The organism is Mesorhizobium sp. M7A.F.Ca.CA.001.08.2.1, from assembly GCF_003998455.1.
In the GTDB taxonomy this organism is placed as follows: domain Bacteria; phylum Pseudomonadota; class Alphaproteobacteria; order Rhizobiales; family Rhizobiaceae; genus Mesorhizobium; species Mesorhizobium ciceri.
The window spans coordinates 1-21,485 of sequence record NZ_RZPW01000007.1; the positions used below are offsets into that span (position 1 = coordinate 1).

The following is a 21,485-nucleotide window of genomic DNA, read 5'->3' on the forward strand; positions in this document are numbered from 1 at the left end:
TGCGGCAGCGGTGGGCATGGAACACCGGGTGGTCATGGCCATGGAGCGGATGGTGGTGCTCCAGGGGCTCGTCGTCGTCCTCTTTGAAAATCAGGAGCTCGGCGACATCGATACCGCGCTCCTTCACCAAGGCTAGGAGATCCCCGACGACGGCAGCCCCTTCCAGTTCGAGGCGATCGGGAGGCTCGGCTCCGGCCGCGAAAAAGATTACAGTCTTCATCTATCAGTTTCCTCTGTTCCGGCACGGCAACAGGCCGCCCTTGAAATTGGATCGGCTGAGTTCAGTGAAAGCGGAAAGGCCGCTGCCAAGATTTTTAGAGGATTGATTTCGCCGCCGGTGCTTCGGCCGCCAAACGGTGCTGGCGAGGAAAGGTCCCGGTCAGTCTTCGGCGTTCGGCGCGGCGCAAATGAAGAGGTAAGGACAGCGCGGGCAGCGGAAATCGTCCTTCCTTGGCTCGTAGAGCCCGTCCCGAATATCTGCGATCGCCGCCTCGCAGTCGTCCAGACGCTTGTCGAACTTCGCCTTTGTCTGGCCTATCTCAAGGACGGAGCCCAGGAGCAGGTAATGGTTCTCGACACGCGTCTGTGGGCCGAGCGTCTCTTCGACGGCTTTGAGAAGAAGGGTCGCTGACAGCCGATCCGCATCACCGGTCGATTGCCGCCCCGAACGGATTGTCTTGACAACGTGGTTGTCGCCGTCGCGAACGACGCGGTCCACCTCCAAGCCGACGATCTCGCCACCAATGGCCGTGGAGAGGCGGCCATTGGTGGCGGCCGCTCCAGCCGCCGATGCGTGCAACCGATCAAGCATCGACATGGTCAGCTTGCGATATGCAGCGCCAAACATGTGCTCTTCGAGCTCGCTTTCACGCCACGCCTGGTCAAAAATCGCAGCGGCTTCGGCGCGATCATATTCGACGCCTTCGCCAAGTTGGCGAACGAAGGCGATCACCTTTTGCACGCAGCCATGCGCGGCAAGATATGCGCCCGCCTTGGATCGCTGTGACAAGCCCAGGACGCGCGCGTAGAAGAAGCGGCGCGGACATTGGGCGTAGCGCTCCACATCATCTGCTGTCAGCTCATCAGGGGCAGCCGGAAGACGAATAGGGTGGTGGCTCGGCGGGGGCAATTTGCGGATCACACCGGCGGAAGAATGACCCGGGCCGACGGGAACCCGCTCGAGAAATTTTGATGGATTGGCCTTCCGGCCGTTTCGCATGGTCGGCCGATAGAGTCTGAGGTGCCTCTTTGCCCTCGACATGGCAACAAAGAGGACGCATTCCTCCTCCGCCTCGTGAGCGTCCTCCTCCTCGGGGCCTAGCATTCCGACCGGCGCGGGGCAGGCCGGCGGTCGGTTTGGTGCGGGAACCGCTCCAGCGTAAAGCCCCGGCAGGTGGACGGCCTCGAACTCCAGGCCCTTGGATGCGTGAACGGTCATAAGGCGCACCCCGTCCAGCCCGCTCAGTTCAGGCGGAAGCTGTCTGAGGTCGCGCTCGTCGGCAAGCATGATCATGTGGCGGATGCGATCAAGGGCGCGGCGGATCGGTGTTCCCTTACCGTGGAGGGGCATGGCGCGCAGCGCATCGAGGAGTTGGCGCACAGCGACCCGACGCAGGTCATCGGACGGCGACTGACCCGACAGAACCGCCCTTACATAGTCGCTTGTGTCAAAAAGAAACCGGCTAAGCGCTAGCCAGGGTGTCGTGCCTTGGGTGGTCCCTTGCAGGTGGCGGGCCAACATCATCAGTCCGGCAAGCCCGGCCGGTGAAATTTCCTTCAAGCTCTCTATTTTTCTGAGAAGATCGAGAACCCGCTGCTCGGTAGTGCGTGCGGCTCCAATGACCTTCAGCACGTCCTCCAGCGGGATGCGATATTCGGGAAGGCCAGCGATACGCACCAGGCCGGTGCCCGCGCTGTCGGAAATGATCGAAAGCAGGGAAAGCAGATCGCGAACCTCTGCGCGCTCAAAAAGCGGCCCGAGATAAAGAACGGGTATTCCCCGTGCCTCGAGCTCCTCCGCAACAGTGGCAAGCAAGCCGTTGCTTCTGGCAAGTACGGTCTGGGAGCGAAGCGAAACGCCTCTTGCCTCGAGCTCGCGGATTGACCCGGCAAGGACGTCCATCTCGGCCTGGGTGTCGGCGCATGGAAAAATGGATGGGCTCTCACCGATCGAACCGATTGCGGCATGCAGCGTGCTGGTGCCTGCGAAGGCGCTGACTTTCATGGTGGCGCCAAAGGCCGTGTAGGCCTCGACGATCTCTTCGCTTGAGCGGTAGTTCTCTTCCAGGCCGTCCCTTGCTCCCACGGAGTAGTCAGCTTCAAACCTGGCTATGTTTGCCGCGGATGCGCCACGGAACCGGTAGATGGACTGACGGGCGTCGCCTACGACCCACAGATTGCTGCCTTCTGCAACGATTTCCTTGACAAGCATCGCGCTGGCGCGGTTCACGTCCTGGTATTCGTCTATATGGACGTGGGTGAAGCGCTTGCGCATTCCCTCCCGAAAATCCTGGTCCGAGCGCATCAACAGTGTCGGTCGCATGATCAGATCGCCGTAGTCGACCGCCCGCTCCTTGATGAGCTGGTTTTGATAGTGCTCGTAGACCAGCGCTACTTCGCGCGCCTTCTCGGCAGCCACCATCTCGTCACCCGTCTGTGCCCTCTCGCGCATCTGTTCGGCAGCCCGAGCGTAGTCTTTCCAGGTCCACAATTCGTCCTTGGCGCGCGCGATCGCTCGCAATATGTCGCGAAGCACCAGCGCTGGCTCGAAGAGATTGAGGTAGTGCTTCAGATCAAGCGCTGGCAGGACCTCCTCAAGCATTGCCACGCCTTCACTAGCGTCGACGATCTTTGGATCGTTCGAGACACCGAAAAGCGCGTGGTGCTTGCGGATCGTGTCCAATCCGAAAGCATGAAATGTTCCGGTCCAGACATTGACGGCGCTTGAGCCTGCCACGCGCTGGACGCGTTCCGCCAGTTCCAGTGCTGCCCTGTTTGAGAACGTAAGAGCCAGGATATTCTCGGGTGGGACCTTGTCCGCGATCAGAGAGACGATCCTCGCGGTGAGGGTCTTGGTCTTCCCGGTTCCAGGTCCGGCCCCAAGTAGGAACGGCGACCCGCGATGATCGACCGCACGGGCCTGCGATTCATTGCAATTGTCGTTTGCGGGACTGACCGTCTCGGCAGTGGGCTGTACGTCAGGCAGGAGCAGGCCGTCGGCAAGCTGCTGCAGCGTAGTGTCATAGCGCACCTTGAGGTCTTCAGAGATGCGGCTTGCATTCATTCCTTGCAGAAATAGTCGTTTGGCGAGCGGTCGCGGCAAAATCAGCTCTCGTCCAAAACTGTTGGCCTGGGCCTCTCGGCGCTCCTTGATGCCATAGGTCTCAATGCGCTGGCTGGGATCCCCGCCATTCGCTTCTGAGCGGGGATAATAGCCCTTCTCAACACCATCATGGACTTTGAAGTGACCAATCTCATGGGCAATCACCTCGGCCAGCTCGTCATCGGCCAGGTCATTGCGCACGAATATGAATTTGAACTGACGATCGAGCGCGCCATGCGCACCGTCCAGCTCATGGTAGTCCGGTTCATGTGGTCGGATGGTGAGCCCGAGGTGTTTTGCCGCCCCGCGAGCAACTTCCATTGCTGTCAGAGAATCCGACAGTGAGGCGTCTTTCCTGAGCGCCCGAGCAAGTGCGCGAATTGCTGCAAACTGGTCCAATCAAGCTTCCAGGTGCGCGAGCCAAAACTGTTTGTCATCTGGACTGAGGTCCGAACGTAGGATCGCTTCGGCGAAGCTTACCTTCGCACCCGTGCGCCTGCCGGAAGGCGCGAAATAATCGGCCGCGGCGTTGATCTGACCCGATGCCAGATGTGACCAGACGTCCGCCATACTCGCGCCGGTGGCGTCTGCGAGCCAGGCAATCAACTTTCCCGGAATGGTGGTCTCGTCAATGCGGCCCCTGACAAGCTGACGCAGGATAATCAGATCGACGCGGCATCGTTCAGCCAATGCTAGTAGGTCATCAGTTGACAGTTTCTCGAACGGGTCGATGGCAGCAGGCATCGTCAGCTGCCAAAACCGCTCCAACAATATTGTATGCTCCGAAACTGTCTGCTGAACGGTAAGGATGTCGTCCGACAAATCGCTTCCATCCGAAGCGAACCATTCGGCGGCAAAGGCCAAAATCTCGGCGCGCAGTTGCGGGTTCTCGTTTGCGATCTGATTGATGCGGTCAGCGGTGGCGCCGTCCTCGAGCTCGAGGTGCACGCCGGCCAGTATGTCGTCAAGCTGATCCATAGGGATTGGGTTGCTGTTCATGGCCTCACTCTTTCCCGCGCCTTTGGCGTGGCGCGCTCTCCTCGCTCGCCCGGGCCTTCCGGCTCGCGCTCTTGATCAAGTATCGGACATTGCGGTCCGTGCAGCCCATCTGCTCGCCTGCTTCCTTCTCGGTCAGGCCAGCCTGATGAACGTAGAATATGGCCAGGCGCTCCTTTTCGGTGAGCAACTCGTAGATCTGGTTCAACATAGCCTTGGCTTCCGCCAAAGACATCGACCCACCTTTGGCCAGGCTCAGCGAATCCGCAGCCTCCTCGCCGGTCAGGTCGGAGCCCGGTTCGATCAGATCCTCGCGCGAGACCTCGGTATTCGTGCGAAGCCGAACGGCGGCCTTTGCAGTCAGATAAAGCCGCTCCGCACCGAGCTTGAAACTCATCTCGAAGATGTCGAGGCGGTCGGTTTCTATCAACTTCAAAGCCTTGTCCTTGACCAGATCGTCCACGCGCTCCCTGTCCAGGTTCGACATATCCCTTGTCATTGGAGCGCCGGCCCGCTGCAGCCTTGAGAAGAACGCAACGATCAGGGCATCATATTGCGCAGTAGGTCGGTTCGGCATGCAGTTTCGCATCAGGTAGACAAGCGTCTGAGGCCGCAGCTTGCCCGCCGCAGCCAGCGCAAACGCCTTTGGCAGCGGCCATTCAAGGACCGCCTCTATCTCGGCGGCCACCGCGTCCGGCCGGACGTAGCGCTCGCCTTGTTTGTTCGATCCCGCCAGTGGCTTCACCGGGCTCTCCCTTGGCAATCCAGTCATCTGGTACTCTTTGATCTGACGACGAATGAAAAAGTGGAAAGAGGAATTTTCACTTTTTCAAACCCCCGTTTCCGCCCCGGCCAACTTGAGTTCCGCCAAGGCCTGCCATCTTCGGTGATGTAGGCCCCCAGAAACAGGCTGTCTGAAACGATTCGACCTTGCAGCCAATTTTCACGAAATAAAGTTATTGAAAATGCACTCGTTTCGCCGGATCAATATTTTCCACGGAATATTTCAAGACTATAGCGCCGAATAATAGGCGGAGATTGTTTTTGAACCAGAAATAGGACCACGGTCCGGTCAGCTGCTTGCTATGGGTCAGGATGAGCACCACGAATTCTGAAGGCGGCAGACCGGACCTGCGCTCTGGGAGGGTATACGCCGACGAGGCTGCCAGGAGATGCGTCGATGTCGACGCGCGTCCTCACACTGGCCGGTGAAATCTTGGCGCTATTTTTCGACTGGCGCGGCCCGCTGAACGACACGGCTACCCCGCGATCCGCTGCCAGTGTATCAAGGCCCGATTTTGGCGCCCCAAGAGTCTGTATGCTCCCGCTTGTCGTCTTCGATACTTACACAAGATTGCAATATTATGCGGACATGCCGAAGCCGACGGTCACCGGAGTCTGCAAACAAGCTTTAAGCGGATTTTCGGTGACCCGAATTATTTTTAAAATTTTGCTTGACACCTTTTTTCGTCGTGTGTATGGTCGAATGATAGGAAATCCCTCTATTGTTATATTGACTCTTGGCGAGCAATAATATATATTATTGCTCGTAGTTCTGTTTGCGTTTTGCGACAGGCTGTGACCCAGCCCCACCGGTGAGTGGGAGAAAGAGAGAGATACAAGCAATGAGGAACCCGAAATTAGATGTCCAAGAAATTTAAGTTTGTAAACGAAGGCGCCAGGCGCGCTTTCATGGACCTTCCAAAAGATATTAGAATCAATTTTTCAGGCGAAATCCGGAGAGTTCAAGAGGGCGACGACCCACTCGACGACTTCAAGGTTCTCAAGGGTGAATGGAAGGGCGTTATCGAACTACGAGAAAACGGCTCGCCGGCGTACCGAGCCCTCTACTGCGCAAAGCACCTCGACACGGTTTACATCCTCCATTCCTTTACGAAGACCAGCGAAAAGGCTGATCGAAAGGAAATGGATACCGCACTTTCCCGCTATAAGGAGATGATGGCCCAGGTTCGGGATATAATCCAAGCCGAAGCCAAGGCGGCGAAAGACAAAACGTCTACCAAGAAATAGGAGACGAGAGCAAAGAGAGGCCGTTACGCGGCCTCTCTTTGTCTTTCTTCGACGCGGCAGACCACATGATGGCTACCGTCCAGCGCCGGCCTGAAGCGATACCCGAGTACTGCCAGATATCCAAAAAGCTTCTGGACCGAGAGCACGGCGACCTTACCACGGACAAGTTCGCTAACTCGTGACTGGGGGATGTTAAGCGCTGCGCCGATATGGGAGTTCTTCCATCCGCGCTCCTTGAAGATAGCGACGAGCGTGTTGACAAGATCCGACCGCAACGTCAAATCCGCAGCTTCCATCGGATCGTCCGTGATAGCATCGAAAATGTTGTCGTATTCGAGCTGTGTCATAGCGATAGTTCCAAATTTTAAAATTACAGAATTCTGTAAATAGGTCAAAATGGGGAAGCCGTCAAGTTCCACCCCCAGGCCGCCCGGCCTGGTGAAGGACGCGGGAAGCTCCCCGTCCACCATCAACTGGCGTGACGCCGGCGTCTTCGCCCTGTCAGGGCCAAGTCGTCGCACGATCTGACGGTTCGAATCTGCGCACTACCTTCATGTCGTTCGGCAGCGTGGATTCACTTAGAAGTTTGCCTCGGGGTGAACAGTCGTTAGACGACAGCGCCGCTCCCCACTTCCCACCAGGCTGCGAAACGCCGCCGCGCCACCGAGCTTCGGCGCGTTTTTCGGTTTTCGGTAGTGATACCGCGGCCAAGCCAATGAAGGACTTCTTGACGAACCAGGATCTGGCCGAGATCGTCGATGCAACCAGACGGAAGCAAATTTTGATGTGAGATATCGAGAATACCCCTCGCAACATGGCCTTCTGGCAGGAGGTCGAGCAATCGGTTGGCTAGGAAACGGTCACGACGGGCAAGCAACACGCAACCCAGTAACAAGAGTGGCAAGCTGCTATCGGAATGCGAGATCTTATCGAACGTCGCGCCCGCTACCTCAATATCTGCGTGTGCAGCAACCAGCACGGACTTTGACGCTGCGATAGGGGCTGGTTGGCGTAGAAGGTCGGCTAGCCCGACGGACGAAACGATATCTGGCTCAACAAAGGGGGAACCAGCCAAGGCATCAATGGCGTCCACATTCCGCCAGTCAAACGGACGTGACTCCGAAACTGCCCAAAGTGCTCGCCGCGCCCCAGCAGTCCCTTTGTTTGAAACGACTGTAAACGCTCGGACTCTCAAAAGACGGTCGGTGCTCGTTGAGCCGATATCGATCAGTTGGGTGCAAGTATCATCGTCGAGCTGATCGTAACTTCCGATCGCATCGATTGCCTCTCTTGCGATCGGATAAGATGGCGGTTCATCATGAAATGGTTCCGTGTTGGACCAGCCGTCGCGACAAATCTTGAGGAGAACATCGTAATGTCTGGGATGTTGGCGTTCTGAGAGAAGCCCTACCAAGGCACGCCTGACGCGGCTTCCCTTGTCATCGACTAACGCGAGAAGAGACGGGCCGAAAGGCGTTGACTCACGCGCACCGAGTGTCTCTAGGGCGAGTTGGCGCGCATCAGCAACACGCTGGTCCAGGGCAAATCGGACGAGGTCCCACTTCTCAGCATGGACTGCCAGCGAAACAGCATCAACGGCGTCAACCGGCGTAATTGATAGCTCAAGGGCTCTCTTGAGCGCGATATCGGGTGGTTCGCCGCTTGCTAACTCTATACGCGCAATTTGGTTGAGCAGGGTCGGCGAGGCTGACGGGATAGTATCGGACAAAAGCGTCAGCGCCGCACCAGTCGCGGGTTCCCATAGTTCGCCCTCTCTCTTCAGCAATCCGAAAATTTCCCGCTCGGCGAAAGGCAGTTGCGCCTTCACGTGATCGGCGATGGTACTATCTTTCGCAACGCTCCAAAGGTCGAAAGTGATGACGACGCGCTGTTGCGTCGTCAAACTTGGAATCGACAGGATCTCCGAAATCGATTCGGATGCGGCATTTGCAAGGCAAAAGCCAAGGGCGCTTCGCACCTCAGCATCGTCGTCTTGGGCAAGGATTCGCTCGGTGAGTTGCCGTAAGAAACCATTGTCCCATCGCGTTGCCGCCAGGCGCCAAGCTCGAGCTTCCCAGCCAAGGTGAGTCCCGCGTTGGACCACTGCTTCGACTTCATCTAGCGAGGCCGAACCAGGCGAAACGTGGATCGCATCACACCAATAGGGAAGCAGATCCTTTAGCAGAGCGTGATCGGAAAGCGCTTCCCAATGGCCATCGGCACGGATCGTATCGACATAGGCCGTGACCATCTCTTCGGGACCAAGATGACCATCTCCCGGATCAGAGTACCAATCTTCGGCCGCTGCATCGAGCTCGCCGTTTTGAATCCTTTCCGAAAGGGCATCGAGTTCGGCTCGCTGTTCGGGCCCGACCCTTAGAGTTGCAAAAGCCGCTGCAAGCACTTTTTCATATCGGGGAAGGTCGACTAAGGAGGCCGCCGCGATTGTCGAAGCATTGTGATAGTAGCCTCCGCTTGCCACTTGCATCGCAGCATCGAGAAAGGCGTCCGTCAGGTTTCCGCCAAGTTCAGAAATTCGGGTCGCAAAGTCCGCACCATAATTGTCATTTGTCTGTGCCAGAACCGTTCGTACGAACCGGGCGCATATGGCATGGCTGTACGGATTATCGCGGACAGCGGCTTTCCATTTCTCGTCAAAGGATGGCGAAGCCCATTCGTCATTAAACACCTGCCCCCCGACTTGAAAACCTGTCGTAAACCAACGCGCTAGGTTGCCAGGTTGGCAGTCCGCGCTGGCCACGGTTGAGGCGAGCGATAGCAACTCCGAAAACTGCGATGCCTGGTCGAGAAGACCTGCAGTCAACCACTGGTCCAGGATAGCTTGGGCAGATGGTGGACATTCGAAATGACCAGAGAATTCTTCCAGTCCCAACCTGGCAACCTGCGCAGCGGTTTCAATGGCCCAGTCTTTCCGATCGCCTTGGATGCGGGTTAAGCCGTCGATAAGAGCCTCAATGGTTGCCGCGGAACGCGCTGGATCGTTTTGCAGGAACGCCTCGAATCCGTCGCGCACAGACGGATGGGAAAAACTAATACTGTCTTGAGGTTGCCGGAGATGGCGTGCGGCTACCAGGAAGTTGGCCAGCGGTGTCAGACCTGCACTGTATCGTTCGTCCTGCTGGCGCATCTTGCGCTGCAGAATTGTCAACGTGGAGTGATCGACCTTTGATCGCGCCCGCAACAATGCCCATAGCACAGCAGCCCAACCGATCGTGTCCTGGACCAAGTCCTGCACCACGACCCCTTGAATGGCTTCCCGATGTGCGAGGGCGATCGCCCGATGCAGGAGCGCGCCATCATTCTCGTCCGGTTCTGGCCCCTTGGAAAGTTCGCCGAAGAAGCGATCAATCTCAAGCGGGGTCGTGAGGTTCTTCAGAACATGCGAGCGAAAGGACAAGCCTTTTGCCTGAAGTTGAGCGGGCAAAAAATCAATCCGTCGGTCGTAAATTTTCGCGAGTTGTCCGTCCTCGTAGCTAGCCGCGTCGAGTGTGACAGACCAATGCTCCAGCTCGTCTTCAGCCTTGCCCAATGCAAGCATATCGGTTCGACTGGTGACGATATAGCGGCAGTCTGGCCGAGCCTCTCGGAAAATGCGCGGCAGTTGGACAGTCCAAGGCTCATGTCCATGTTTGAGCCTGGATTGACCCCATGGATCATCGACATAGAACAGCGTTGGACCACTCTGCTGCGGTCTCAACTGCGCGGGATTGTCAGACAGGGACACAATGGCAAGGTGCGGTTGATCCTTGCGTGCCTCCTCGCAGAGTGCGAGCGCGGCCAGCGTCTTTCCCGCACCCGAAGGTCCCTTGATCAGGAGCGCGTTGGCCGACTGGAGCTTAGCGTACAACTCGCCCCAATTTGCCGGGCGCACATAGTGCTCCAGCCGGGCAGAGCTTGCTAGAAATCCTCCACAAGAGCGGATGAGTACCTCAATGTCATCGCGTGACCACGCGCATGGGCCAAGGCCGCGCATGCGCCTACCGGCTTCTTGCCTGAGCCTTGCCCGACATTCTGGCAATCGATCGTGAGGAACATGGAGGAAGCCCAGTAGTGTCTGGATCTTTTGTCCAATCACATAGTCCGTAGCGCCTGCCCAGATGGCGACGCGGCCGTCCGCCCCGTTTGGAAGATTCTGCCGAAGGTCCTGAGACATACGTCCCTGCTCCGGCCACTCCTCGATGTCTTCGACCCGCAAATTGAGAAGAGGGCCGCGGACTGCGGCCGTTGTGACGAGGAGGTAGCGATTGAGTGGGTTCTCCAGTTGTTCCCGCGCCGGTTTGCGCGCCTTGCCATGTTTAAGCAGCGCCTGAAAATCAGCGACGCTCCAAGGCTCGCCGGTCCTCCGTTTTACCTGAACGATCAGGGAGTAGCCGGGCATCCGGCTATGAGTTTCAGTAGTATCTGTACGTTCTGAGTCTAGAACGGCTTCGATATCCTCGTCATTCTCGGGTTCAAGGATGATTTGGGATGCCGACTTCCGAATGAGAAGCAAATCGAGTGCAGCGAGGATGGAGACGTCCAACTGATAGTCGAAGCCAGCAAGGGCAGCCCTGGCGCCTGATGAAGAACGCTGCGCAGGGAGTGGCGTGACTCCGGTCTCCTGTTTCATCCTACGATCGCCTGTATGTACGTAGCACGACATGATCGCACTGAACCAAGCCGGTTTGCTGGAAGCTGGTTGATCGAGCCCGCCGCTATATGGCGGATTGAAGTGCCCGATAAAGTGGCTGAGTGACCGCTCGCGTCGCCCTTACTCCACCATAGATCAGCGTAGCCAGTTTGCCGGAACAAACTTGATACCGTCGCGCCATTTTTCGGCGATCGAGCTGTGAAACCAGTCCTTAATAAGCTCAACATGGTCAGTCACTATGATCTGCATCCGAGGAGTGAGTTCCTCGGCAAAGTCAAACAGCAATCTAAACAAGCGCGCCACCGCCAGTTGGTCCTCGTCGTCTGTGCCCGCGATCTCTCCAATATCAGCTTCGCGCGGGTAGTGCGCCTGTGACGGTTGGTCCATCATCAGGAACGCTGGCACCGGGCGCTTGCGTGCTCTGAACAGCCGATGCAGTGCAAGGTGCGCAGCGATGTGATAGCCGACCCAGTTTTCACCACTGCCGATCTGCGTGAGGGGCAGAGGGCCATCGATGGTGTCGGCGACAACAGTCAGGTTTTTGCGGTCGAGGCGCAGGGCGTTTTCGCCGTGCTCTAGTTCAAGTGCTGCTGCGAACCGGGTTAGGTCACGGCTGATGAGACCAAGCGCGGTGGCCAAGCGTTCTTCCATCGCCTCCTGGTCAATCGCTTTGGCTAGTTCCTCGACTTCTGCCCCGGTGCGCGCAATTGCCAATCTAAGCCCGTCGTTGGACGTGACTGCCTGGACATTTTCAAGATAATAACCGATCCGACCGCGCACCCGTGCCCGTTCGGTGAATTGTGCCTGTTCGACACGCAGCCGCTCATTTTCAGAAATCCGCTGGCCAATGTCGCGCTGGACCGAGCGAAGCTCATCCTCCATGCGGTCGCGTTCCAGTTCCAGTTCTCTGAAGCGCCCTTGCAGGCGAGGGGTGTCGCGGCCAACGGCCTGTAGTTGCGACTCCAGTCCTCGCAACGATCGTTCAAGTTCCTCGACCGATGGAACGGGAGTCGCGAGATGGCTGTCACACAAGGGGCATAGGTCGTGGGCCGTGGCCTCGGACGATACCAGGCCAATAGCCGATAATCGGGCACGCTGTTCCGTGGCCTCGCGCTCGAATTCCGTGGCCTCGCGCTGCAGGCGTTGAAGATCATTGATGTCCTCTCGCACTCCTTGCAGCTGACTGCGAACCTCGCGACGACGTTCCTCGAGGTCTGATAAGTCGGCAGTGGGATCATCGACGATGGTTGTCGGTGAATTGTTATCGGCGGCGGCTGTTGCTAGCAGCGCGCGAAGCTCTGGAATCGAATCAGGGAGGACGTCGGCGACGATAAGGTTGTGTCGGCGTGCTTCAGTGGCCAGGTTGAGTGCTGTGCCTTTGGCCTCGTCCGACAACGCTCTGGCCTCGGCGAACTCGCGCTCAAGTTTGCGTAGCCGCGCCCGAGCTTCCTCATAACGCTTCAGTTTCAGAAAATGATCGTCCTCCATAGCGCCAAGAAAATAGGGCAGAGTGTCTTTGATGGCGGCCGGGACGTAGGGATCGCTCTGCCGGTGAAAGAGCAAGCGCGGATGGGCGATCTCGTATTGAAACTGCAAGGCAAAAAGAATGGCATGGCCAGCAGAGGCCTCGAGCGGCAATCGAGTTGCACTTGCTTCAGGTTGGTAGAGGTTCTCAGAAATGCCGAGCAGCTTGGAAAGATGGGAGCGCAGTCCATCAGCGGTAACGTTTTTCGACAACGACGCCGTGTCCGCAGGTAAGTCGTCGATTCCGCGTTGGATGTAGATCTCGTCGCTAACCTTCGCTGAACCTGTCGGGTTCCTGCGCGCGATCAGCACGCCTTCGCCGTCACGATCAAGGAGGATGGCGAACCATGAAACTGATTGGCGAATGATCCCTCTTGGAATTGTACACTCGTCGCGCCCCCAGCAATAGTCAACGATGTCGAGCAAGGCGGACTTTCCAGTTTTGGAGCCACCGGTGACAATGTTGAGGCAGCCCAGATTGAAGCGGACTTCTCGCCGTTCTCCCTCGTGGGAATATATTGCGATCGCGCGAAGTTGGACGCTCATGGTCGCACTCCCAAGGTTTGCAAAACGAAAGCCGTCGATGCTTGGTTGGCCAGCCAGCGGCCAATAAAACCCGCAGTGCGGCGAGCTGCCCGGGCGTCGTCAGTCGTGATCGCGGGTTTAGGAGTGAGTTTGAGCGCCCTGGATCCCAAGCCAACGCCCCTGCCTGTAACTGTCAACGCACTGTGCTGGGTCAAGAACAAAAGAGCTTCTCGCGTGATAGGACGCAATGCCATGACACGATCTGGTAACTCGGCCAGCATAGCGCCATGCTCGGCCGCCCATGTGGCGAAGGTGGTGTCCGACCGGACTGGAAGTGCAGCGCGCGCGCCTGGGTGCAAAGCAAGTGGAAGGACAAGAAAGGCCAGAGCGAATGGCAATGGCCCGCCTCGGCCAACATCGTATGCTGCCACGGTTCGACTAATCAGCTCGCCACAGAAGGCCGGGTTGAAGAGCGCAGCTTGCTCTGAGGGTCGATCTCGCCAAGGCTGGGACCAACGGGTCAGTGCCATCAATCATCCTTTCGGCAGAGTCTGACGAAGTCGCGATGCCAGCCGAGTCGGAGCTCGTTGGCCAGCATGTGGTGAGCCGACGTTGAGGAAGCGCTTGACAAGTGTTCGGAAGGGGAAACGCGCGTCAGTCTCGACCCAGTGGTAGACATCCTGTCCCGCCTGTCTAAGCATGGGAGAGTCGGGATCTGTTGTGCCATGTTCGTCGCACATTGCGTTGAACCGTGGCTCCCATTCCTCCAACAGGATCGTTTCGAAGCGCGATATTTCGCCGTCAAAAACGACATGTTCACGTGCCCAGCGTGAGCGCTGTGAGAATGCGCGATAGAAATCACGTTTGGCTGACTCTATCCGATTGCCGCCGATACCTATCGCCTTGAGCTGGCGAACAAACCCATAGGCTTCGTAAGCGGCAAGGTCTGCTTCCGGTGGTGCGGCGAATTCCTGGTCAGCAATCAGGGCATTTCGCTGCAACGTCTCCCTTATTTCATCGATACGATTCTCCATTTCTAAGATCGAGACGGTGCCTGGCGGATTTTCAACCAACGCTTGGCAGATTCGGGGCCACCACCATCCTTCGAGCAGTTCCCGGGCACGCTCGGTGCTTCCGCGCGGAACGGCCATTTTAAGCTGATCTTCAATAATTGGATCAAGCTCAGTAAGCAAAGGCTGTGCGTCTAGAACCTGAACCGCACTCAGCAATGATGCTCGCATTCGAGGGGTCAAGCTGAGAAAGGCCTTGAATGCAGGTTGCAGCGCCTGATTTTCTGAACTTTCCGCCGCCGCCGTCAAGAGTTCAGCAGCAGTGCGCGCATTGTCGACGCTCGGCTCACCGGTGCCGCGATGGGGCCGAAGCAACCAAGTCGCGTCATCCGGTCGAGCCAGTCCAGTCGTCACTAGTACTAAACGGGTACGGTTCGGTAGATTTGGATCCTCAAGTGCTAGCTGGCTCCAAATTCGCAGCGTCTTCCAAAGGTCAGGGGAGAGATCACCTAGATTGGCAGTACGGCGAAGATGATGTTTGGTCTGGAGGAGCTCTCGGGCCTCCCCGTCCGTCTCGAACGAGACATCATCCAGACGCTCAACTGCAACTTCAATGCCCGCGTCACCATAGGCATGGCGAAGACATAAGGCGAGCGCAAGACGCGCCTGGTATAAATACCCAGCAGCAGATGGGGCTGCTGAAAACACTGTTCCAGAAGTGGTCAACTAAATTCCCCCGAATTGAAAAATAGCTATTCCTTCCGCTGGCGCAATGGTTGCAATTGATTCCCCTCAATTGTTTTCGACGCCCAGGATGGCGAAAATGTCGGACGCACCATGGCTGGGGCGACCACAAGGAACGCGGTATCTTTTCGTGAGGGCGATCACCAGCGCTTATTTGGTCAAAAGGCTGTAGTTTCGAAGGCGTGCATTTGGCGTAAAGCTGGCTAGATGGGGGAGTAGGAAATAGATGCTACTGCGCAACAGCGTTCATGCTTTGTGCTCCGAAAGTCGCATAAAGGGCAGTCTGGTATGCCTTCCAGAATTATCTGTCGTTGTGAGACTCCAAGTCCAGAATAATCTGTCGTCGTCCTGACTGCTAAGTGGCTCATATTCCACCCTTTTAGCCAGAAGAGGTTACCAATGCCCTTCGGTCAACAGGTGCCCCAACGACAATTAATTCCGAACTGGCGCTAAGGGGCTGTCTTCATTAAGCCTTTTGCGGCCCTGATTGGTAACCTGAGGCCACCCACCACGCGGATTGGTAGCCCACAGGAATAGGTTTGGTAACCCTTATCGAGTGAGGGCCGCTCGTACCTTTCGGCGGGTTCGTTTCAGTTCTAAGCCCGGCTTAATTCTGGACAACGACAGATAATTCTGGACGGCACAGTGGAACTCAACGCGTTGTAAGGATGGCATAGAGAAGCAGTAGCCCCTTCTCTAGTCTCGCTACGGGAAAAATTCTGGAAAATGGGTCTGCTTGGCTGGACGCAGAACGTTGTGATTATTCAGCCGGCATTCCTGAAGCTTCTCGAACACAAACAGCTTGCCTTCGCGCACGCTATCTTCGAGCGACTTCGCCTTCGCCAGATGCGCCGCAATCGCGCTGGCCAGCATGCAACCCGTCCCGCGCATCGATGCGTTGAGGCGTCGGGTGGCAAAGCGGACCGGTTCACGATCGGGGCGCAGCAGAATATCGGTCGATCGAGGCCCCGATGCGTGGCCGCCCTTGATCAGCAAGGCGTCAAACCCGACCGCCAGCAATTCTTGGCCTTGCAGCACCGCGCCGTCCTCATCCATCGCCAATTCTGAGCCAACAAGGAGCGCCAACTCGATGAGATTGGGAGTGACCAGACGGCAAAGCGGCATCAAATCGCGCTTCATGGCAGCGATAGCGCCTGCTTCCAGAAGTGCGCGGCCTGAGGTGGAGGCCAGCACAGGGTCGAGTACTGCCGGCACTTGCGGAAATTTGCGCAGCACTGCGGCAACGGCAACAATGATCTTGGCAGTCGCCAGCATGCCGATCTTGATTGTGGCTACGTCGTTGGCCTGTAGCGCGGCACACATCTGATTGGCCACCATGCTGGGTGGCGAATGATGGATTTCGATCACGGCGTCGTGCGTTTGCACCGTTAGCGCTGTGACGGCGAGACAGGTGCGCACGCCAACGGCAGAGATCGTCTCGATGTCGCGTGCTATTCCAGCACCCCCGCTGGAATCTGATCCGCCAACGACAAGCACATGCGGTTCTCGTCTCATCGCCATCGGTCCGTCTTTTCGATCCATTCTCGCGTGCGCGCTTCGGGGTCGAAGCTCAACGTGATGTCCGTGACCACTGCGGCGCTGTTGGCGCCGGCCTCAAAGACGCCGTCGAGGCGGTCGGGGTTGAGGCCGCCGATGGCGACCAATGGGATCGGCGCCACCCGCCGCTTCCACTCGCTGATCCGCTCTAGCCCTTGCGGCGCCCACTTCATTTTCTTCAAAGTGGTGGGATAGATCGGACCGAGCGCGACATAGTCGGGCTCGGCAAACATGGCCGTTTCCAGCTCGACATGATCATGCGTGCTCAATCCGAGCCTGACGCCCGCTGCCCGTATCCTCGAGAGGTCGGCCGTTTGCAAATCCTCCTGGCCCAGATGCACGAAATCGCAGCCTTCCTCGATTGCCAGGCGCCAATGATCGTTGATGATGAGCTGGCTTTTGTGTTGGACACACCAGGCCTTCGACTTGCGGATCTCCGCGCGCAGCCCGGTTTCATCCATGGTTTTGATGCGAAGCTGAATCAGCTTGACGCCGAGCGGCGCCAACCTTTCGATCCAGGCGGCGCTGTCGACGATCAGGTAGAAGGGATCGAGCTTCATGAAAAAACGGCCCTGCCGACCATCGGCGTCGATGGCACGGCGACGTCGCGCGGTTCGAGCATTCCCGAACTGAACGCCTCACGACCGGCGTCGACCGCCTTACCGAAAGCACGCGCCATGCCGACCGGATCTGCCGCCTTGGCGACCGCTGTGTTCAGGAGCACGGCGTCAAAGCCGAGTTCCATGACGGTGGCCGCGTGCGACGGCCGTCCGAGCCCCGCATCCACAATCAGCGGGACGCCAGGGAAATATCCGCGCATCGAGCGCAGCGCCGTCATGTTGACCGGTCCCAAGGCGGAACCGATCGGTGCGCACCACGGCATCAGGACCTTGCAGCCCGCTTCCAGCAGCCGCTCGGCGACAACGAGATCGTCGGTGGTATAGGGGAATACCGCAAAGCCGTCCTCGCACAGGATGCGGGCGGCTTCAACCAGACCGAACACATCCGGCTGTAGCGTGTCGTGATTGCCGATCACTTCGAGCTTGATCCAGTTGGTGCCGAAGACCTCGCGCGCCATTTTCGCGGTGGTGACGGCTTCCTTGACGGAGAGGCAGCCGGCGGTATTGGGCAGGGTTCTGGCGCCCAGCGAGCGGATCAACGACCAGAATTGTTCGCCGGCCCTACCGCCCGCCATCTCACGCCGCAACGAGACGGTCACCACCGACGTGCCCGATGCCTTGACTGCATCGGCAAGGATGGCCGGCGAAGGATACTGAGCCGTGCCGAGAAGCAGGCGCGACGAAAGCTCGGTTCCATAAAGCTCCAACATGCTAGCCGCCCTGCATGGGCGAGAGGATTTCGATCCGGTCGCCGTCGCTCAACTGGAACTCCGCGCGGTTGGCTTTGTGCACGAGGTCGCTGTTGACGGCGGTGGCGAGCCAATCGCCCTCATAGTCGAGCGCGGCAAGCAACTCGGCCAGCGTGGTGGCGGCAATCTCACGCGCCTCGCCGTTGACCATCAGTTTCATGAGCATGCTCCTTGGTTCTGTCTTGACTGAAAACCAGGTCGGCAGCCTGGCGCGCCATGGCGGGGGCGAGGAGAAAACCGTGACGATAAAAACCGTTGATCGCGATGATCTCACCGTCTGTTTCGACGCGTGGCAAATTGTCGGGAAATGCCGGACGGACACCCACACCGGTTTCAACGATCTCGGCCTCACCAAAGGCCGGATGGAGGGCATGGGCGGCACCCAGAAGCTCCATCATGGAACGCGCCGTCACCGGTCCGGCGCTCTGGCTTTCAATCATTGTCGCTCCGATCATGAAGCGGTGGTCGGTGCGCGGCACGGCATAAAGCGGAAAGCGTGGATGAAGCAAACGGACCGGCCGCGACAGCGAGACATCAGGCGTGCGCAGGATCAGCATTTCGCCGCGAACACCGCGCAGCCTGTCATCGGCCGCTGCCATTCCCATGCAGTCTATCCGACGGGCGAAACCCGAAATAGGCCGGGCGTCGCAGCCGAAGTGGAATTTGACACCCATGGTCGCCAGCTTTTCATGAAGTGCGGCGATTGCCTGGCGCGGGTCGAGATGAGCCTCATCGGGAAACAGCAATCCGCGCCGGAACCGGCCGGCGAGGTCGGGCTCCAGGACCGCGATTTCGTCGTCATCGACACGCCGATGCCCCGACGTGCGAGTGGCGAACCGGTCAAGCTCGCCAGTATCACGCGGCGCGGCCAGGACCAGCGTTCCGGCCCGTGTCACCTGACCGGGCAGCGCGTCATCCCACCAGTCGGCGGCGTCGCGTCCGAGATCCAGCACCGGCTGCTCGGCGCTCTCACGCTCGCACCAGGGCGCCAGCATGCCGCCGGCGAACCACGACGCATTGCCGCCGAGGCCATGCCGTGTCTCCACAACGGTCACCGCGGCACCGCGGACGGCGAGCTCGAACGCCGCGGTGAGGCCGGCGACGCCGGCCCCTTTGACCAGAACCCTCATGACGGTTCCGGCGCCTCTGGCATGAGCGGTACGCCGGTCTCGTCAGCTGGCATGTAGAGATCGCCACCTTCGCGATATTTCGCCGCCATAGCCGCCATGCCCTCTTTCTGCGCCTCCGCGCGGATGTCATGGGAGATGCGCATCGAGCAGAATTTCGGTCCGCACATCGAACAAAAATGTGCCAGCTTGTGCGCCTCCTTGGGCAAGGTCTGGTCGTGGAAGGACCGTGCGGTTTCGGGGTCGAGCGACAGGTTGAACTGGTCCTCCCAGCGGAACTCGAAGCGCGCGCGCGAAAGGGCATCATCCCTGGTTTTCGCTGCCGGATGGCCCTTCGCCAGATCGGCTGCATGGGCGGCTATCTTGTAGGTGATCACGCCAATCTTGACGTCGTTGCGGTCGGGAAGGCCGAGATGCTCTTTCGGCGTGACGTAGCAAAGCATTGCGGTGCCGAACCAGCCTATCATGGCGGCACCTATCCCTGAGGTGATGTGGTCATAGCCGGGCGCGATGTCGGTCGTCAGCGGCCCCAACGTGTAGAACGGCGCCTCACCGCACACTGCGAGCTGCTTGTCCATGTTCTGCTTGATCTTGTGCATGGGGACATGGCCCGGGCCTTCGATCATCACCTGGCAGTCCTTTGCCCAGGCAATCTTGGTGAGTTCTCCAAGTGTTTCCAGTTCGGCGAATTGCGCCGCGTCGTTCGCATCGGCGATTGAACCGGGACGAAGGCCGTCGCCGAGCGAGAAGGAGACGTCATAGGCTCTGGCGATGTCGCAGATCTCCTCGAAATGCTCGTAGAGGAAGCTCTCCCGATGATGGTGCAGGCACCATTTGGCCATGATCGAGCCGCCGCGCGAGACGATGCCCGTGACCCGGTCGACGGTCAGCGGTATGTAGTGCAGCCGCACGCCGGCGTGGATGGTGAAATAGTCGACGCCTTGCTCGGCCTGCTCGATCAGCGTGTCGCGGTAGACCTCCCAGTTCAGGTCCTCGGCGATGCCGTTGACCTTTTCCAGCGCCTGATAGAGCGGCACCGTACCGATCGGCACCGGCGCATTGCGCACGATCCAGTCGCGGATGTTGTGGATGTTGCGGCCGGTCGACAGGTCCATCACCGTGTCCGCGCCCCAGCGGATCGCCCAGACCATTTTTTCGACCTCTTCGGCCATCGATGATGTGACAGCCGAGTTGCCGATGTTGGCGTTGATCTTGACCAGAAAATTGCGACCGATGATCATCGGCTCGCTCTCGGGATGATTGATGTTGGCGGGAATGATTGCGCGTCCGCGCGCCACCTCGTCGCGCACGAATTCGGGTGTGACGAAATCTGGGATCGCCGCGCCGAAGGCTTCGCCGTCGCGTTGCAGCTTGCCGCGCATCACCTCGCGGCCGAGATTCTCGCGGATGGCTACGAACTCCATTTCTGGCGTGATGATGCCGGCGCGCGCATAGGCAAGCTGGGTCACCGCCTTGCCCTGCTTGGCCTTGAGCGGCCGATTGCGTATCGCAAATTCCGGTGTCAGGCGCTCGCCGGTGGCGAATCCATTGTCTTCCGGCCGGACGTGGCGGCCGTCATAGGCTTCGACATCGCCACGCGCCGTGACCCATTCGTGGCGAAGCCGGGCAAGGCCTTTTTCGATGCTGGTTTCGACAGTCGGGTCCGTATAGGGGCCGGACGGATCATAGACGGTGACGGGCGGTTCACCCGCCGTCGGATGGACGGAGATTTCTCGCATCGGCACTTTGATGTGCGGATAGAGGACGCCGGACTTGTGGATTTTCCGTGAGGCGGGCAGCGGTCCCGTCGACACGGCTGGAGTGAGGGCATTCATCGTGAGGCTCCTTTGCTCATGCATTGGAGACCCAGTTCTGTGCCGGAAGGATGAAAAGACGCTTCTGTAGACCTGCTACAGCAGGACCTCGGGCGTAAACTCCCGCAAAGCGCTTGCACCGTCCCTACGCCAGTATGAACTGGATCAGGTTCAACGGGTCACTGCGCCGCGAAAGCCAGCAGTATCTCAGCCCCTTACCGGGACTCCCCTGGTGAATGCCTCAGGTTGAACGGGCTGACGCTATCTTGTCAAGCGCATTCGGGCGCCTTCGGCCGGTGGCGACGGCCGGCGGCCAGCCGGGCGGAGAGCTCGCGCATGCATCGGGGACAAGTCACGCCCCGTAGACCGTGGCCAAAGCCTCATTCGCTTCGTGAAGGATGGAGAAACTGTATTGGCCATGTGAGCGTATCGACCAAGTAGCTCAGGCGGTCACGGATGTGGTTATTCTGGTCGAAGGTGACGAACGGCCTTGGGGGTCACCTCCTTTAGGATTCAGAGGTTGGAAGACGGCTTCTCGCGATCTGGGCCATCGGGAAATACCTGTCTTCGGCTCAACCTCGACATGGCGTCCGATCGACCGCAGATATACAGCTATCTCGTTTATGAGATGATCGCGTTCGCCGTAGATTTCAGCAATCCTACGCAGCTGTGGCTCGACGGCCCTCCGTTGCGCTGGCGTGAAATCAGCATCGCCAAAGACGTATCCCAAGTTGCCAATCGCGCAAATGTTGCAGCCGGCGTCCACAACTGCTTGTACGAATGCCGGAATGTCTTTTTCTTGCATGGTCTTCATG

Annotated in this window: 17 protein-coding genes and 1 riboswitch; of the genes, 2 read left to right on the forward strand and 15 right to left on the reverse strand. The window is 58.5% G+C overall.

Going from position 1 to position 21,485, the window contains the following annotated elements:
• Window positions 1-379 precede the first annotated feature (379 nt).
• From EN914_RS01035 to EN914_RS01045, 3 genes are read right to left on the reverse strand one after another with little or no spacing between them, the layout of a single operon-like run.
• The gene (locus tag EN914_RS01035) at window positions 380-3,721 is read right to left on the reverse strand and encodes a UvrD-helicase domain-containing protein (RefSeq protein ID WP_127218509.1); all 3,342 of its coding nucleotides are present in this window, start codon (window positions 3,719-3,721) and stop codon (window positions 380-382) included.
• Window positions 3,722-4,321 carry a hypothetical protein gene (locus tag EN914_RS01040; protein ID WP_024504251.1) on the reverse strand — a complete coding sequence of 200 codons (600 nt, stop codon included), beginning with the start codon at window positions 4,319-4,321 and terminating at the stop codon, window positions 3,722-3,724. It abuts the gene before it with no gap.
• 4 nt (window positions 4,322-4,325) lie between these two features.
• On the reverse strand, window positions 4,326-5,063 hold the full coding sequence (locus tag EN914_RS01045; RefSeq protein WP_024504252.1) for a sigma-70 family RNA polymerase sigma factor: 738 nt from the start codon (window positions 5,061-5,063) through the stop codon (window positions 4,326-4,328).
• Between the two features lie 435 nt (window positions 5,064-5,498).
• Here EN914_RS01045 and EN914_RS01050 point away from each other — a divergent pair, with 435 nt between their 5' ends.
• Together EN914_RS01050 and EN914_RS01055 are read left to right on the forward strand one after the other, a co-directional pair.
• Window positions 5,499-5,852: a hypothetical protein gene (locus EN914_RS01050; RefSeq protein WP_127218511.1), complete on the forward strand. Its 354-nt coding sequence runs from the start codon at window positions 5,499-5,501 to the stop codon at window positions 5,850-5,852.
• Window positions 5,853-5,962: 110 nt separating this feature from the next.
• Window positions 5,963-6,349 carry a type II toxin-antitoxin system RelE/ParE family toxin gene (locus EN914_RS01055; RefSeq protein WP_024504253.1) on the forward strand — a complete coding sequence of 129 codons (387 nt, stop codon included), beginning with the start codon at window positions 5,963-5,965 and terminating at the stop codon, window positions 6,347-6,349.
• A 23-nt stretch (window positions 6,350-6,372) separates the two neighbouring features.
• Here EN914_RS01055 and EN914_RS01060 read toward each other — a convergent pair whose 3' ends face one another.
• From EN914_RS01060 to EN914_RS38985, 12 genes are all read right to left on the reverse strand, one after another.
• On the reverse strand, window positions 6,373-6,696 hold the full coding sequence (locus EN914_RS01060; protein WP_024504254.1) for a helix-turn-helix domain-containing protein: 324 nt from the start codon (window positions 6,694-6,696) through the stop codon (window positions 6,373-6,375).
• A 260-nt stretch (window positions 6,697-6,956) separates the two neighbouring features.
• Window positions 6,957-10,979: an ATP-binding protein gene (locus EN914_RS01065; protein ID WP_024504255.1), complete on the reverse strand. Its 4,023-nt coding sequence runs from the start codon at window positions 10,977-10,979 to the stop codon at window positions 6,957-6,959.
• A gap of 156 nt (window positions 10,980-11,135) precedes the next feature.
• Window positions 11,136-13,070 carry a DUF3732 domain-containing protein gene (locus tag EN914_RS01070; protein WP_024504256.1) on the reverse strand — a complete coding sequence of 645 codons (1,935 nt, stop codon included), beginning with the start codon at window positions 13,068-13,070 and terminating at the stop codon, window positions 11,136-11,138.
• Window positions 13,067-13,579: a three component ABC system middle component gene (locus tag EN914_RS38980; RefSeq protein WP_081714347.1), complete on the reverse strand. Its 513-nt coding sequence runs from the start codon at window positions 13,577-13,579 to the stop codon at window positions 13,067-13,069. The genes EN914_RS01070 and EN914_RS38980 overlap by 4 nt, the downstream gene beginning before the upstream one ends.
• A 3-nt stretch (window positions 13,580-13,582) precedes the next feature.
• Complete coding sequence (locus tag EN914_RS01080; protein WP_245265353.1) at window positions 13,583-14,785, reverse strand: ABC-three component system protein; 1,203 nt, start codon at window positions 14,783-14,785, stop codon at window positions 13,583-13,585.
• A 723-nt stretch (window positions 14,786-15,508) separates the two neighbouring features.
• Window positions 15,509-16,324 (reverse strand): hydroxymethylpyrimidine/phosphomethylpyrimidine kinase, encoded by an 816-nt coding sequence (locus tag EN914_RS01085; protein WP_024504257.1) that lies wholly within the window; start codon window positions 16,322-16,324, stop codon window positions 15,509-15,511.
• Window positions 16,315-16,920, reverse strand: a complete 606-nt coding sequence (locus EN914_RS01090) for a thiamine phosphate synthase (protein ID WP_024504258.1) — start codon at window positions 16,918-16,920, stop codon at window positions 16,315-16,317. Before EN914_RS01090 ends, EN914_RS01085 begins: the two co-directional genes overlap by 10 nt.
• Window positions 16,917-17,690 carry a thiazole synthase gene (locus EN914_RS01095; RefSeq protein WP_024504259.1) on the reverse strand — a complete coding sequence of 258 codons (774 nt, stop codon included), beginning with the start codon at window positions 17,688-17,690 and terminating at the stop codon, window positions 16,917-16,919. The genes EN914_RS01090 and EN914_RS01095 overlap by 4 nt, the downstream gene beginning before the upstream one ends.
• Window position 17,691: 1 nt before the next feature.
• Window positions 17,692-17,889 carry a sulfur carrier protein ThiS gene (gene thiS, locus EN914_RS01100; protein WP_024504260.1) on the reverse strand — a complete coding sequence of 66 codons (198 nt, stop codon included), beginning with the start codon at window positions 17,887-17,889 and terminating at the stop codon, window positions 17,692-17,694.
• Window positions 17,858-18,859 carry a glycine oxidase ThiO gene (thiO, locus tag EN914_RS01105; protein ID WP_024504261.1) on the reverse strand — a complete coding sequence of 334 codons (1,002 nt, stop codon included), beginning with the start codon at window positions 18,857-18,859 and terminating at the stop codon, window positions 17,858-17,860. The genes thiS and thiO overlap by 32 nt, the downstream gene beginning before the upstream one ends.
• Window positions 18,856-20,691: a phosphomethylpyrimidine synthase ThiC gene (gene thiC / locus EN914_RS01110; RefSeq protein ID WP_024504262.1), complete on the reverse strand. Its 1,836-nt coding sequence runs from the start codon at window positions 20,689-20,691 to the stop codon at window positions 18,856-18,858. Before thiC ends, thiO begins: the two co-directional genes overlap by 4 nt.
• A 103-nt stretch (window positions 20,692-20,794) precedes the next feature.
• Window positions 20,795-20,911, reverse strand: a riboswitch (TPP riboswitch).
• Between the two features lie 201 nt (window positions 20,912-21,112).
• Window positions 21,113-21,484 carry a hypothetical protein gene (locus EN914_RS38985; RefSeq protein ID WP_245265354.1) on the reverse strand — a complete coding sequence of 124 codons (372 nt, stop codon included), beginning with the start codon at window positions 21,482-21,484 and terminating at the stop codon, window positions 21,113-21,115.
• Window position 21,485: the final 1 nt, after the last annotated feature.

Excerpts from the sequence above, each read along its gene's own strand:
- EN914_RS01040 (WP_024504251.1), bottom strand. The coding sequence starts at position 4,321 with ATGAACAGCAACCCAATCCCTATGGATCAGCTTGACGACATACTGGCC.
- EN914_RS01050 (WP_127218511.1), top strand. The coding sequence starts at position 5,499 with ATGTCGACGCGCGTCCTCACACTGGCCGGTGAAATCTTGGCGCTATTT.
- EN914_RS01055 (WP_024504253.1), top strand. The coding sequence starts at position 5,963 with ATGTCCAAGAAATTTAAGTTTGTAAACGAAGGCGCCAGGCGCGCTTTC.
- EN914_RS01060 (WP_024504254.1), bottom strand. The coding sequence starts at position 6,696 with ATGACACAGCTCGAATACGACAACATTTTCGATGCTATCACGGACGAT.
- EN914_RS01065 (WP_024504255.1), bottom strand. The coding sequence starts at position 10,979 with ATGAAACAGGAGACCGGAGTCACGCCACTCCCTGCGCAGCGTTCTTCA.
- EN914_RS01070 (WP_024504256.1), bottom strand. The coding sequence starts at position 13,070 with ATGAGCGTCCAACTTCGCGCGATCGCAATATATTCCCACGAGGGAGAA.
- EN914_RS38980 (WP_081714347.1), bottom strand. The coding sequence starts at position 13,579 with ATGGCACTGACCCGTTGGTCCCAGCCTTGGCGAGATCGACCCTCAGAG.
- EN914_RS01085 (WP_024504257.1), bottom strand. The coding sequence starts at position 16,324 with ATGGCGATGAGACGAGAACCGCATGTGCTTGTCGTTGGCGGATCAGAT.
- EN914_RS01090 (WP_024504258.1), bottom strand. The coding sequence starts at position 16,920 with ATGAAGCTCGATCCCTTCTACCTGATCGTCGACAGCGCCGCCTGGATC.
- EN914_RS01095 (WP_024504259.1), bottom strand. The coding sequence starts at position 17,690 with ATGTTGGAGCTTTATGGAACCGAGCTTTCGTCGCGCCTGCTTCTCGGC.
- thiS (WP_024504260.1), bottom strand. The coding sequence starts at position 17,889 with ATGAAACTGATGGTCAACGGCGAGGCGCGTGAGATTGCCGCCACCACG.
- thiO (WP_024504261.1), bottom strand. The coding sequence starts at position 18,859 with ATGAGGGTTCTGGTCAAAGGGGCCGGCGTCGCCGGCCTCACCGCGGCG.
- thiC (WP_024504262.1), bottom strand. The coding sequence starts at position 20,691 with ATGAATGCCCTCACTCCAGCCGTGTCGACGGGACCGCTGCCCGCCTCA.
- EN914_RS38985 (WP_245265354.1), bottom strand. The coding sequence starts at position 21,484 with ATGAAGACCATGCAAGAAAAAGACATTCCGGCATTCGTACAAGCAGTT.